Origin of the sequence: Streptococcus sp. 343_SSPC, assembly GCF_001072385.1 — a bacterium.
Taxonomy (GTDB): domain Bacteria; phylum Bacillota; class Bacilli; order Lactobacillales; family Streptococcaceae; genus Streptococcus.
Genome location: NZ_JVKU01000022.1, coordinates 69,047 through 82,316 on the forward strand (window position 1 = coordinate 69,047; position 13,270 = coordinate 82,316).

Genomic DNA, 13,270 nt, shown 5'->3' on the forward strand with positions numbered 1-13,270 from the left:
TTTTTTTGGATTGTCGATCAATACGCAGTGGTTGAGTGGGCTCTACTACGCTGATTTTATCAGCTTTTACAGCCCTACTCAACTGTGCGGAGGTGGGACGACGAAATCGAATTCTAACGAATTACCGATTTCTGTCCCACTCTCATTTTTTTTCTGATGAAGATGAGCTAGAACTACTTGAGCTGGAATCTTCACTTGAAGAAGATGAACTGAACTGTTCAGGGTGGAGTTCCTTATAGCTTGGCGCTTTGAAGAGATCTACTGTTGATTGATTGCCTTTTTGGCTATAGAGGCTGGTTGAGGCATCCCCTTTTTCTTTTTCAATTTTCTTCAATGCTTTCATCGAGTTATTGTAGGAGTAGTCATCCGGGTTGACTTTACCAAGATCATTTCCTGTATAGAATCGTAAGAGGTCTCCTGTTTGGATACTATCACTAATCTTGAGTTGTAGATTCGCTGCCTCACGGATTTTATCCAATTGCTCTTTCGTTGATTCGTCTGGATTGGTGATTTCTTCACCAGTCTTGGTGTAATAGGTCCGGCCACTGTAACTTGTATACTCAGGAGTCACAAAGTAGTTAGCAGAACGGAAAGCTACGATTTGGCTATGATTTGGAGATAACAAGTCTTGACCAACTTGAAGGAAGTTCTTAGAATCAATTCCTAACAAGTGTTCTAATGTTGGAAGCATATCAATCTCTCCACCATAGGTCTCGATCACTTTCCCCTTGTCCATACCAGGAATGACCACCATATACGGTACGCGTTGCAACATGGCATTGTCATAACTAGACCAAGTTTCAGAGTTCTTATCTAGCAAAGGAGCCAGAGCTGGATTTCGAGAATTAGAAATACCGTAGTGGTCCCCGTACAGAACAATAATGGAGTTCTCATAAAGACCAGAAGCTTTGAGATAATCGAAGAAGGCCTTGATGGAAGCATCCAAGTAGTTGGCTGTTGCGAAATAGCCATTAATGGTTTCATCTTGCGTCTCTGCAAGAGGGAAGCCAATTTCGTCACCAATCAGACTTGTCGTATAAGGATAGTGGTTGGAGACGGTAATGAACTTAGTATAAAACGGTTGTTGCATGTGTTCCAAGTACTTGATGGAATCCTTCAACATGATCTTATCATTAAGTCCATACTGGAAGGAGTTAGTATCATCTTGCTTGGTAAAATAAGAGGCATCAAAGAAGTAATGGTAGCCCCATTGTTTGTAGGCTGTATTACGGTTCCAGAAACTTCCGGCATTTCCGTGGAAAACAGCACTGGATTGGTAGCCATTCTTAGAAAGAATGAAAGGAGCTGCTTGCTGAGTATTGGTCCCACCGTAGTTCACCATAAAGGAACCTTGGTTCAAACCGAACAAGCCCGTTTCAATCATGGTCTCTGCATCCGATGTTTTGCCAGCTTTTACCTGGTTAAAGACATTGGCAAATGCAAAGGTTTCGTTTGAATGGTAGAGCGAGTTGATAAAAGGGGTCACTTCGTATTCTTTGCCATCGACTTTCAATTTATAGTCAATCAAAAATTGTTGGAAGCTTTCCAAGTGGATATAGATAACATTACGACCTTTAGCAAGACCAAAGGTTTCAGGGTTTGGTTGAGCATAATGACTAGCAACATACTCTTCAACAGGCTTCAAGTCAACCTCAGAAGCCTTTGAGCGTTCTTTATTGGCCATGTAGGTCTGGTTGGCACTGTAACCCAAAAAGGCAGGCAAACCAAGAGCACGAACTACATAGTAGTTAGAGAAGCCACGCGTTAACAATTCCGGACGGTCAATCTCTGCCAAGAAAAGGTTGGCAGAGAAGAGCATAGCAGAGAGCGAAGTCACTGCAAAACTTGCCCGTTTGTTAAAGGGACGGTGATCTAGTTTGACCAATTTCTTTAAGAAGAGGAAAGCTAGAATCGGGAAGTCTAAAATATAGATAATATCCCAGGGACGGAATAATTCTAAGGCTGCAGCTCCAAGACCGGCGGAAACCTTACTAGAGGCCAGCATGGTATTAACCGTTACAAAGTCTGTAAACTCACGATAATAAATCGAGTTGGAAATCAACCAGATAAATAAAATGACATAGATGCTAAAAGATAGCAAATAAAAGAGTTTGGTTCTCTTAATATAAAAAGCGAGACCGATTAATAAGAGGCTTAACGGTATCGGGTTAATGACTGCGAGAAAAACCTGATAGAAACCTTGAATATCTAAATTAAAGTCTACTGTATAGGCCCACATGGTTTTAAACCAATATAGCAACAGTAGGGTAAAGACAAATCCTAGTCTGGTACTCATAGCATCGAGTATCGTTTTGGTAATTTTTTTCACAAAAATATACTTCCTTGCCTTATTTCCTAAAAATTTTCTTACAACAGTATACCATAATTTGAAACGTTTTGAAAATAAAGCAAGTGTTTAATTCGGGACAAAACGCTAAAGTCTAATATGATGAATCAATTAGTCAACAAAAGCTAGGAGAATGTCAAATAAGAGTTTTAAATCTTCAATGTTAATCGTATTTTTAAGGAAGAGACTTTGTGAAATTTTGAAAATTTTGATACAATAGAAAGTATGAAAAAGCTGACAATTAACCGACAAGTTGAGAAGAAAATCCATAAAGGTTATAAGATTTTAGAAAAGATTGACTTTGGGCAACTCCCCTTTGACAATGAGGTGGTTGAGCTGGTCACAGCTTCGGGCCATTTTCTAGGGACAGGCTACCTTTCAGAGCAAAACAAGGGACTTGGTTGGGTCATTTCTACCAAGAAAATCACCTTGGATCAGGCTTACTTTAGTCAGCTATTTGCTAAGGCCAAGTCCAAGCGCCAGTCTTATTATCAGTCGGATTTGGATACAGCTTTTAGAATTTTTAATCAAGAAGGCGACGGATTTGGTGGCTTGACCATTGATCTCTATGGAGATTATGCCGTCTTTTCTATCTACAATGCCTTTGTTTATCAAATCAGAGAGTTGCTTGTTGCAGCTTTTCAAGAAGTCTTTCCAGAGGTCTTGGGAGGATATGAAAAAATCCGTTTCAAGGATCCAGGATATGAGTCAGCCCATCTTTTTGGTCAAGAAGCTCCAGAGCAGTTTTTGATTTTGGAAAATGGTGTTCGCTACCAAGTCTTTCTGAATGATGGCTTGATGACAGGGATTTTCTTAGACCAACACGATGTACGTGCTAGCTTAGTAGATGGCTTAGCTGCAGGTAAAAGCTTGCTCAATATGTTTTCTTACACAGCGGCTTTTTCGGTAGCAGCGGCTATGGGAGGAGCAGTAGAAACAACTTCTGTTGATCTGGCCAAGCGGAGTCGCGAACTCTCTGAAGCCCATTTTGTGGCAAACGGTCTAGCATTGGACCAGCACCGCTTTATCGTCATGGATGTTTTTGATTATTATAAGTATGCTAAGCGTCATGGCTTGACTTATGATGTGATCGTTCTAGATCCTCCGAGTTTTGCTCGCAATAAGAAGCGAACTTTCTCAGTTGCGAAGGATTACCACAAACTAATCGAGCAGTCCCTAGAGATCTTGAAACCAAAAGGTATTTTGATTGCTAGTACAAATGCTGCTAATGTCAGTCGGGATAAATTTAAGAAAGAAATTGAAAAGGGCTTCAAAGGCCAAAAGCATCACTATATCAGTGAAGTAGGACTTCCAGCTGATTTTCAATACAATGAAAGGGAAGAAAGTAGTAATTACTTGAAAGTTTTTACAATTAAGGTGGATCAATGAAATTAGTCGTTTCTGTAATGCCAAGAAATTTTGAAGAAGCACAGGCCATTGATGCCAGTCGTTATCAGGATGCAGATGTCATTGAATGGCGTGCGGATTATTTAGACAAAAATGATATCTTACAAGTGGCGCCTGCCATCTTTGAGAAATTTGCAGGCCGTGAAATTTTATTTACGCTACGGACTCGGGAGCAGGGAGGAGAAATTGAGCTTTCTGGCGAAGAGTACGTAGCTCTTATCCATGATATCAACAACATCTACCATCCGGATTATGTCGATTTTGAGTACTTTGGTCATCAGGCCGAGTTTAACCAGATGATGGATTATTCCAATCTTTGCTTAAGCTACCATAATTTTCAGGAAACCCCTGAAAATATGATGGAAATTATGTCAGAGTTAACCAGCTTTACACCGAAATTGGTCAAGGTATCTGTAATGGCTCATACCGAGCAGGATGTTCTGGATCTAATGAACTATACACGTGGTTTTAAGACGCTAAATCCAGAACAAGAGTTCGTTACCATTTCTATGGGGAAAATCGGCCGAATCTCTCGCATTGCTGCCGATTTAACTGGTTCTGTTTGGTCCTATGCTAGTGTAGGAGTGGAAAGTGCACCAGGACAAATTAGCTTGTCCAGCATGCACAAGATTCGGGAGATCTTAGATGAAGATTGATGGCTATACGCGAATGGCGGCTGTGATTGCTAAGCCCATTCGTCATAGTATCTCACCCTTTATTCACAATCAAGCTTACCAACTAACCGCGACCAATGCAGTCTATCTTGCTTGGGAAGTGGAAGAAGAACAAGTCGAACAAAGTCTTCAACAGTTACGGGTACTAGATATGTTGGGCGCTAATATTTCCATGCCTTACAAGAAAAAGGTCTTGCCATTTTTAGATCAGGTAGATGGAAGCGCGAAACTCATTGGTTCGGTCAATACAATTGTTCAGAATGATGGTCGTTTAACAGGCTACAACACAGACGGACTTGGTTTTCTAAAGAGTCTCCCCAAGACTTTTTCGATAAAAAATAAGAAACTTGTCCTTTTAGGAGCGGGTGGTGCTGCGACTGCTATTGTCGTAGAGGCTATTCGGCAAGGAGTCGGCGAGATTCATTTATTTGTTCGTCCAGAAAGCTCAGATAAATATCAGGCTATCTTTGCTCCACTATCCGAAACTCTTGCTGTTTCAATTGTCCCTCATGACTTATCCAGTCGGGATCAGTTGAATGCAACGATAGAGGGGACGGATTTATTGATCAATGCTACAGGACTAGGAATGGACGGGTCTTCTCTTCCTATTCCAAAAGAGTTTAACTTTCCTAAAGGATGTCTAGTGGCTGATTTAGCTTATTTTCCTGCCAAGACACCATTTCTTCAATTAGCAGAAGAACAAGGGGCAAAAACCTTAAATGGCTTGGGAATGCTCTTCCATCAAGCTGCTGTTGCCTTCGAACTGATGACGGATAAAACTTTCCCGGAAGAGGAAGTCTGGCAAGCTTTGAAATTGGAATACCCAGATTATGTATTAGAAAAATGATGGAAGAAAACAGAAAAACTTAATCAAGTATGCTCTGTTTTCTATTTTTATACAATAGTGAAATTGTAATTTTTTTCACATGGATTTGAAAGGAGATCCTTATGAAGGTGAATGTTGATCTACCAAAGAATGGTTATGAGATTGTCATTGAGAATGGAGCGATCCAAAAGGTTGGAACCTGGCTCAGTCATCTATGGGAAGCTCAAAAAGTAGCAGTCATTACAGACAACCATGTAGGGTCTCTTTATGCAAGTCAGGTGGTAAAAAGCCTTGAAAGTGAAGGATTTACAGTGATTAGCTATGAGTTCCTAGAAGGAGAAGCTAGTAAAAATCTGACGACCGTTCAAAAAGTCTATGAATTCTTAGCCAAGAATGGGATGACACGATCAGATGGCATCCTCGCTCTTGGTGGTGGTGTTGTTGGTGATCTAGCTGGCTTTGTAGCATCCACCTATATGCGGGGAATCCATTTCGTCCAAGTACCGACTAGTTTGACAGCGCAGGTTGACTCCTCTATCGGAGGTAAGACCGGAGTCAATACACTCTATGCTAAGAACATGGTAGGAACATTTGCCCAACCGGATGGGGTATTGATTGACCCTGAAGTGTTGCGGACTCTTGGCAAGCGCGAGTTGATCGAGGGCATGGGGGAAGTCATTAAGTACGGTCTCATCGAAGATCCTGCCTTATGGGAAGAACTGGATCAAATGGATGGCTCCATTGAGTCTATTTATGAGCATGCAGAATCCCTGATTGCCCATTCCTGTCAAGTCAAGCGGAAGATGGTCATCGAAGATGAGCTAGACCAAGGCATTCGGCTTTATTTGAATTTCGGTCATACACTTGGCCATGCGATTGAAGCAACAGCCGGATATGGCCAGATCATGCACGGAGAAGCCGTTGCGATAGGGATGGTACAACTCACTAAGGTGGCAGAAGCTAAGGGATTGGTCCAAGCCGGTTTAACGCAGGCTATTCGCCAAATGTGTCAAAAATTTGGCTTACCAGTAGAATTCCATACTTGGGATAAGGAAAAGCTTTATCAGGCCTTGACCTTGGACAAGAAGGCGAGGGGCAATCAATTGAAACTCGTTTTGGTACCAGAAATCGGGACTTGTCAAATCCATCCAGTTCCGTTGGATGAAATGAGAGACTTCTTACACTAGAAAGCGACAAAGGAGATAGCATGCGTTATTTAACAGCAGGAGAATCACACGGACCACGACTTACAGCTATTATCGAAGGAGTGCCAGCAGGGCTCCCTTTGACCGCTGATTATATCAACGTCGAATTAAAACGCCGTCAAGGGGGCTACGGTCGTGGAGCACGGATGAAGATTGAAAGCGATCAGGTCGAGATCACCTCTGGTGTTCGCCATGGCTTGACCATGGGAGGTCCTATCACCTTGAATGTCACCAATCTAGACCATCAAAAATGGTTGGAGATCATGTCTGTTAGTGATGTGGAGGATAAGAAGAAGGGACTCCGGAAAATTACCAAACCTCGTCCAGGCCACGCTGATTTGGTCGGCGGAATCAAGTACCGCTTTGATGACTTGCGAAATTCTTTGGAACGGTCATCCGCTCGGGAAACAACCATGAGAGTGGCAGTTGGTGCAGTAGCCAAACGTCTATTGGAAGAGATTGGGGTTCAAGTAGCTAGCCATATCGTCAATTTCGGTGGCATCGAAGTAGAGGTTCCGGAAAATCTAACAGTTTCCCAAATCAAGGAAGCGGTCGCTCAATCAGAAGTTTCCATCGTTAATCGAGAGCGAGAAGAGGAAATCAAGGCCTATATCGATAGCGTGAAGAAAGAAGGGGAAACCATCGGAGGGATCGTCGAAACGATTGTAGGTGGTGTGCCTATCGGTCTGGGTTCTTTTGTCCAATGGGATAAGAAATTGGATGCCAAGATCGCTCAAGGGGTTGTCTCTATCAATGCCTTTAAAGGTGTAGAGTTCGGGCTAGGCTTTGAAGCAGGTCGTCGAAAAGGCAGTCAAGTCATGGACGAAATTCTCTGGTCTGAGCAGGATGGGTATACTCGTCGAACCAATCATCTGGGCGGATTTGAAGGCGGCATGACCAATGGAGAGCCAATTATCGTCCGTGGAGTAATGAAACCAATCCCAACTCTTTATAAACCCCTCATGAGTGTCGATATTGAAACGCACGAACCGTATAAGGCAACGGTAGAGCGGAGTGATCCAACAGCGCTTCCAGCTGCAGGCGTTGTCATGGAGGCTGTGGTAGCAACGATTTTAGCTACAGAAGTTTTGGACAAGTTCTCTTCTGATAATCTGGAAGAATTGAAGGAGGCTGTCGAGAGTCATCGGGCCTATACCAAAGCTTTCTAACTGGAGAAATAGATGGAAGAAAAGGTTGTTTATATCGTCGGTCTAGGACTGATTGGAGCTTCGTTAGCTATGGGGATCCAAAAAGCTCATCCGCAAGTGACTTTACTAGGCTATAATCGTAGTCAGACCTCACGAGATATTGCTCTAAAGAAGGGAATTGTTGATGGGGTGACGGCTGATTTGGAAGAGTTTGCTGGTCGAGCAGATGTCATCATCGTCTCCTTACCTGTCAAGCAAACCATTCAAACCTTTCAGCAACTGGCGAGAATGCCACTGAAAGAAGGAGTCATTGTGACAGATGTGGGCTCTACCAAGGGGGCCATTGTAGAAGCTGGCGAAAATGCTTTTAGACATCTCCCAGTCCGTTTTGTCGGCGGGCATCCCATGGCAGGGAGTCACAAGACAGGAGCTGCCTCAGCTGACTCTACTCTCTTTGAAAATGCCTACTACATTTTTACGCCAACAACTGCGACTGATCCCAGTGCGGTCTTGGAATTGAAGGATCTGCTCTCAGGGCTTGGAGCCCGCTTCATCGAGGTGGATCCTATCGAACACGATCGGGTTACTTCTCAGATCAGCCACTTTCCTCACGTATTGGCGGCTACCCTGATGGGACAAGCAGCTGCTTATACAGAAGAGCATGCCCTAGCAGGTCGCTTTGCTGCAGGAGGATTTCGTGATATGACGCGGATTGCGGAGAGTGAGCCAAGTATGTGGACCTCCATTTTGCTATCTAATCCAGCTTCGGTTCTTGATCGGATAGTGGATTTTAAGGATCGTCTTGAGCAAGTTGCTGATATGATTCGCCAAGGGCAAGAAGATGCGATTTGGGCCTTCTTTGACCATAGTCGAGAGCAACGGCAACATATGCAGATCCATAAGAGAGGAGGGGTGGAAAGCACCTTCGATATTTTTGTGGATGTCCCAGACGAAGAAGATGTCATCCTTCGAATCCTGGAGTTGCTTCGTGGTACCTCCTTGGTCAATATTCATATTAATGAAGAAAACCGGGAAGATGTCTACGGGATTCTTCAGATTTCCTTTAAGACGGCTGCTGATCAAGCACGAGCTGAATCTCTGATCACCGAGCAAACGGATTATAGTGTGGTGATCAAATAGTAGGTCCTAAGTAGGATTTTTACAAAAATAGCAGTTTCTACCACAAGATCTACCAGAATCTTTGTATAATAGAACAAAACCAAATCGTTAAGGAGAAATCACATGTCAAATATTTATGATCTAGCGAATGAGTTGTCACGTGGAATTCGTGACTTACCAGAATACAAGGCTGTTCTTGCTAGTAAGGAAGCCATTGATGCCGATGCCGATGCAAAAGCATTATTCGGTGACTACCTGGCTTTCCAACAAGAAATTCATGGAGTCATCCAGTCTGGACAAATGCCAACTGAAGACCAACAAAAGAAAATGCATGACTTTGCTGGAAAATTACAAGGAAACCCAATTGTAAATGAGTTTTTCACCAAACAACAGCAATTGTCTGTTTATCTAGGAGATATTGAACGGATTATTTTTGATCCAGTTCAAGATTTATTTAAATAAGGGAGAGGTGGAGAGCCCACCTCTTTTTCTCTCCCATCTTAGAGGACCTTCCAAGTGAACGTTGAAAATGGCTGTTTTTTATGGTAGAATTTTTAGAAAAGCTTGAAGGGGTAAGCCATGAAATTACAAACGAATTGTAAGGGTTTAAATGGAATCATTCGTGTTCCGGGGGATAAATCGATCAGTCATCGTTCGATTATCTTTGGTAGCCTTGCGCATGGAACCACTAAGGTCTATGATATCCTACGTGGTGAAGATGTCTTATCCACTATTCAAGTATTTAGAGACCTAGGCGTTTCTATCCAAGATGATGGTCAAGTGATCACCATTGAGGGGAAAGGTTTTGAAGCCTTTCAACAACCTAAGAATGATCTGGATATGGGGAACTCAGGCACCTCCACTCGATTGATAGCGGGTGTCTTAGCAGGAAGTCCTTTTCCAGTCACCATGGTTGGAGATGACAGCTTGTCTAAACGGCCAATGGATCGAGTGGCAATCCCCCTTCGAGAGATGGGAGTCACTGTCCAGGGTCAAACAGATCGATACATGCTTCCTCTTCACATTCATGGATCAAAAAAATTACAACCAATCCATTATTCATTACCGGTAGCCTCTGCTCAGGTCAAGTCAGCTCTTCTATTTGCTGCCATGCAAGCAGAAGGGGAGTCAGTCATTCTAGAGAAAGAACTGACACGGAATCACACCGAAGATATGATCCAGCAGTTTGGTGGCCAGATCAGCGTGAAGGGCAAAGAAATTCGCCTACGTGGGCCTCAAAGCTTCCAAGCCTGTGAGGTGACGGTACCAGGTGATATTTCCAGTGCAGCCTTTTGGTTGGTAGCTGGTTTGATTGTCCCTAATAGTCAGATTCGTCTAGAGAATGTCGGCATCAATGAGACTCGTACAGGTATCCTAGAGGTTATTGAAAAAATGGGTGGCAAGCTTCAAATATTGGATGTTGATCCTCTTGATAAGGTTGCGACGCTTGTCGTAGAGACTTCCGACCTCCATGGAACAGAAATTTCGGGTGATTTGATTCCTCGCTTGATAGATGAGCTTCCAATCATTGCTCTTTTGGCAACTCAAGCTTCTGGCCAAACCATTATCAAAGATGCTGAAGAATTGAAAGTCAAGGAAACGGATCGCATCCAAGTAGTGGCAGATAGTCTAAATGCTATGGGGGCTAACATCACCCCAACAGAGGATGGGATGATTATTGAGGGGAAAACGCCCCTACATGGTGCCAGCCTGCAAACCTTTGGTGACCACCGGATCGGCATGATGGGAGCTATTGCAGCCCTGCTTGTAAGAGAAGGTGAAGTGGAACTTACGCGTGCTGAAGCTATTAATACCAGCTATCCTACCTTCTTTGCAGATTTAGAAAAGGTGTCTCATGCCTAAAGTACTACTCGGCTTTATGGGAGCAGGGAAAACGACCATTGGCTCTTTATTGGATCCAGCTTTTGCAGATATGGATGCACTCTTGGTCCAACGCTTAGAAATGCCGATTTCTGACTATTTTGCTCGCTATGAAGAAGACAGTTTTCGTCAGCAAGAGTCGCTTTTATTGCAAGAGTTACTCAATCAAGAGAGCTCGGTCATTTCAACTGGCGGGGGCATCGTCCTGAAGCCAGAAAATCGTGAGCTTCTCAAGAAGAATGCTTATAATATTTATTTACGGATTGATTTTGAACGGCTTTATCAAAGACTGGCTGCGGATCCTGCAACTAAGCGCCCCCTCTTTCTTAATAAAAAACCAGAAGAGTTTCGTGCCTTATATGAGCAACGCCTGCCCCTTTATGAAGAAGTAGCCACACATGTGATTGATGTTGCTGATAAGACACCAGAAGAAATTGTGGAGATCATCCGATGCTTGTAGCTTATCTCGGTCCTAAGGGATCCTTTACCCATCATGTAGCCCTTGAAAGTTTTGAAGAGCCTACCTTATGCCCTTACGGGTCTATCACAGAAGTGATCAAAGCTTATGAGTCCGACCAAGTTGATTATGCAGTTATCCCTGTTGAGAACTCTATCGAAGGTAGTGTTCATGAGACGATTGACTACCTTTTTCACCAGGCTCATTTTCAGGCCATTGCAGAAGTTGTCTATCCCATTAAGCAACAACTCTTGGCAGTTAAGCAGGATCAAGCCATTCAGGTGATCTATTCGCATCCTCAAGCATTAGCCCAAGGGAAAGCCTATGTCCAGGAGCATTTCCCTCAAGTCAGACTGGAGATGACAACTTCGACTTCCTATGCGGCTCGATATGTCTCTCAACATCCGGAACTTCCTATTGCAGCTATTGCGCCTTTGGAGGCTAAGGATGAATATGGTTTGGAAGTGGTAGCTAGTAATATTCAGGAAATGGATCAAAATTTCACCCGCTTTTGGATTCTTGGTCAGCGACCTTTTGAAGGCAGTCGCTCGCTGAAGAAAGCTGCTAGTAAGGATAGTTTGGCCATTACCTTACCAAGTAATATTGCGGGCTCCTTATGCCAGGCCCTGTCTACATTTGCTTCAAGAGAATTAAATTTAACAAAAATTGAAAGTCGTCCTTTAAAGACGGCCCTAGGGGAGTATTTTTTTATCATCGATGTGGTGGATGCTGACGAAGCACTGTTTGCTTCTGCCTATCAAGAACTGGAGTCCCTAGGGGTATCTATCAAAACCTTAGGCCACTATTTGGTCTTTGTGCTTAATGACAATGAAACGGAGAACGTATGAGTAGAGAATCAGAAAACTTGTCTTATCATGAACAAAAAAGATTGGATTATCTTTATTCCAACTACCATTACCTGAATGAAAAGGAGCAGTTGGAATACAAGTATTTAAAAAATAAATCAGAGGGACGATTCCAAGACGATCCCGTTTCAGCAAGAGCAGAAGAGCCTGTTTCTCCTTCAAGTAGAGGAGAAGACAATTCTGACGAATTACCAGTCTATCCATCACGTAGCCGGAAGGACAAACCAAAAGCCAATAAAAAGAATCGAGAGGACGTAGCAGCCCTTCCCAAACGTAAGAAGGGAAGAAAGATGCGCTTTAAACGTATTTTAAAATGGATAGCCATCTTCTTCTTGTTAGTCCTTGGTGGTATGGTCTTTATGTTTCTCAAAGGCTTGAATAGCAAACCTGGTGGAACCAACGCTCAACCAGCTGTTAAAGAGTATTTTAACGGTCAGAAGACCAAAGACGGGGTCAATATCCTGATCTTGGGAACAGATGGTCGAATCGGGGAAAGCTCGTCTGAGACGCGAACGGACTCCATCATGGTGGTCAATGTCAACAACAAGGACGGCAAGGTGAAAATGGTCAGCTTTATGCGAGATACTTTGGTACATATCGATGGCGTAAGCCAACAAACGGATCCAGAATATCAAGATTATTATGACCAGAAGTTGAATACGGCCTTCACCATTGGAGAGCAGAATAACAACCAAGGGGCGGAGTTGGTCCGTCAAATGCTCAAAGATAACTTTGACATTGATATCCAATACTATGCCATGGTCGATTTCCAAACCTTTGCGACAGCCATCGATACTCTCTTCCCGAATGGGGTGGAGATGAATGCTCAGTTCTCCACCATTGATGGTGAAACCGTCTCTGAGGTTGAAGTTCCTGATGACTTGAATATGAAGGATGGGGTCGTTCCGAATCAGACCATTAAGGTCGGAAAACAACGAATGGACGGCCGGACCCTCCTCAACTATGCTCGTTTCCGTAAAGATGATGAGGGTGACTTTGGACGGACAAGACGCCAACAAGAAGTCATGTCTGCCGTTGTGCACCAAATCAAGGATCCAACCAAGCTCTTTACTGGATCTGAAGCACTAGGAAAGGTCTTTGCTATGACCTCAACCAATGTACCCTTCTCTTTCCTATTGACCAATGGGATTGGCTTAGTCGGAAGTGCCAGCAAGGGGATTGAACGCATTACGATTCCAGAAAATGGGGATTGGGTCGATGCTTACGATATGTATGGTGGTCAAGGCTTGCTGGTCGATTTCGATGCTTATAAAAAGAAATTGTACCAAATGGGACTGAGATGATATAATAAGGGGATAGGAGTTTTGGACTCCACCCCT

At 43.3% G+C, this 13,270-nt stretch carries 12 protein-coding genes; 11 read left to right on the plus strand and 1 reads right to left on the minus strand.

Features of this window, described 5'->3' with window-relative positions; genetic code table 11:
- Positions 1-142: 142 nt before the first annotated feature.
- Positions 143-2,329, minus strand: a complete 2,187-nt coding sequence (locus ADH27_RS07005) for an LTA synthase family protein (RefSeq protein WP_048716960.1) — start codon at positions 2,327-2,329, stop codon at positions 143-145.
- 243 nt (positions 2,330-2,572) lie between these two features.
- Here ADH27_RS07005 and ADH27_RS07010 point away from each other — a divergent pair, with 243 nt between their 5' ends.
- The 11 genes from ADH27_RS07010 to ADH27_RS07060 all read left to right on the plus strand — a co-directional run bounded on the left by ADH27_RS07010 (position 2,573) and on the right by ADH27_RS07060 (position 13,234).
- Positions 2,573-3,736 carry a class I SAM-dependent rRNA methyltransferase gene (locus ADH27_RS07010; protein ID WP_048716961.1) on the plus strand — a complete coding sequence of 388 codons (1,164 nt, stop codon included), beginning with the start codon at positions 2,573-2,575 and terminating at the stop codon, positions 3,734-3,736.
- Positions 3,733-4,410: a type I 3-dehydroquinate dehydratase gene (aroD, locus tag ADH27_RS07015; protein ID WP_048716962.1), complete on the plus strand. Its 678-nt coding sequence runs from the start codon at positions 3,733-3,735 to the stop codon at positions 4,408-4,410. Before ADH27_RS07010 ends, aroD begins: the two co-directional genes overlap by 4 nt.
- The gene (gene aroE / locus ADH27_RS07020) at positions 4,400-5,275 is read left to right on the plus strand and encodes a shikimate dehydrogenase (RefSeq protein WP_048716964.1); all 876 of its coding nucleotides are present in this window, start codon (positions 4,400-4,402) and stop codon (positions 5,273-5,275) included. The genes aroD and aroE overlap by 11 nt, the downstream gene beginning before the upstream one ends.
- Before the next feature lie 101 nt (positions 5,276-5,376).
- Complete coding sequence (gene aroB, locus ADH27_RS07025) at positions 5,377-6,441, plus strand: 3-dehydroquinate synthase (RefSeq protein WP_048716966.1); 1,065 nt, start codon at positions 5,377-5,379, stop codon at positions 6,439-6,441.
- A 20-nt stretch (positions 6,442-6,461) separates the two neighbouring features.
- Positions 6,462-7,628: a chorismate synthase gene (gene aroC / locus ADH27_RS07030; RefSeq protein ID WP_048716967.1), complete on the plus strand. Its 1,167-nt coding sequence runs from the start codon at positions 6,462-6,464 to the stop codon at positions 7,626-7,628.
- Between the two features lie 12 nt (positions 7,629-7,640).
- On the plus strand, positions 7,641-8,747 hold the full coding sequence (locus ADH27_RS07035) for a prephenate dehydrogenase (RefSeq protein ID WP_048716969.1): 1,107 nt from the start codon (positions 7,641-7,643) through the stop codon (positions 8,745-8,747).
- Positions 8,748-8,849: 102 nt separating this feature from the next.
- On the plus strand, positions 8,850-9,188 hold the full coding sequence (locus tag ADH27_RS07040; protein ID WP_048716970.1) for a YlbF/YmcA family competence regulator: 339 nt from the start codon (positions 8,850-8,852) through the stop codon (positions 9,186-9,188).
- A gap of 117 nt (positions 9,189-9,305) precedes the next feature.
- Positions 9,306-10,589, plus strand: a complete 1,284-nt coding sequence (gene aroA, locus ADH27_RS07045) for a 3-phosphoshikimate 1-carboxyvinyltransferase (RefSeq protein ID WP_048716971.1) — start codon at positions 9,306-9,308, stop codon at positions 10,587-10,589.
- Positions 10,582-11,067 (plus strand): shikimate kinase, encoded by a 486-nt coding sequence (locus tag ADH27_RS07050; RefSeq protein ID WP_048716972.1) that lies wholly within the window; start codon positions 10,582-10,584, stop codon positions 11,065-11,067. Before aroA ends, ADH27_RS07050 begins: the two co-directional genes overlap by 8 nt.
- Positions 11,058-11,912: a prephenate dehydratase gene (gene pheA / locus ADH27_RS07055; RefSeq protein ID WP_048716974.1), complete on the plus strand. Its 855-nt coding sequence runs from the start codon at positions 11,058-11,060 to the stop codon at positions 11,910-11,912. The genes ADH27_RS07050 and pheA overlap by 10 nt, the downstream gene beginning before the upstream one ends.
- On the plus strand, positions 11,909-13,234 hold the full coding sequence (locus ADH27_RS07060; protein WP_048716975.1) for an LCP family protein: 1,326 nt from the start codon (positions 11,909-11,911) through the stop codon (positions 13,232-13,234). The genes pheA and ADH27_RS07060 overlap by 4 nt, the downstream gene beginning before the upstream one ends.
- Positions 13,235-13,270: the final 36 nt, after the last annotated feature.

Coding starts and splice junctions, on each gene's coding strand:
- ADH27_RS07010 (WP_048716961.1), top strand. CDS start 2,573: ATGAAAAAGCTGACAATTAACCGACAAGTTGAGAAGAAAATCCATAAA.
- aroD (WP_048716962.1), top strand. CDS start 3,733: ATGAAATTAGTCGTTTCTGTAATGCCAAGAAATTTTGAAGAAGCACAG.
- aroE (WP_048716964.1), top strand. CDS start 4,400: ATGAAGATTGATGGCTATACGCGAATGGCGGCTGTGATTGCTAAGCCC.
- aroB (WP_048716966.1), top strand. CDS start 5,377: ATGAAGGTGAATGTTGATCTACCAAAGAATGGTTATGAGATTGTCATT.
- aroC (WP_048716967.1), top strand. CDS start 6,462: ATGCGTTATTTAACAGCAGGAGAATCACACGGACCACGACTTACAGCT.
- ADH27_RS07035 (WP_048716969.1), top strand. CDS start 7,641: ATGGAAGAAAAGGTTGTTTATATCGTCGGTCTAGGACTGATTGGAGCT.
- ADH27_RS07040 (WP_048716970.1), top strand. CDS start 8,850: ATGTCAAATATTTATGATCTAGCGAATGAGTTGTCACGTGGAATTCGT.
- aroA (WP_048716971.1), top strand. CDS start 9,306: ATGAAATTACAAACGAATTGTAAGGGTTTAAATGGAATCATTCGTGTT.
- ADH27_RS07050 (WP_048716972.1), top strand. CDS start 10,582: ATGCCTAAAGTACTACTCGGCTTTATGGGAGCAGGGAAAACGACCATT.
- pheA (WP_048716974.1), top strand. CDS start 11,058: ATGCTTGTAGCTTATCTCGGTCCTAAGGGATCCTTTACCCATCATGTA.
- ADH27_RS07060 (WP_048716975.1), top strand. CDS start 11,909: ATGAGTAGAGAATCAGAAAACTTGTCTTATCATGAACAAAAAAGATTG.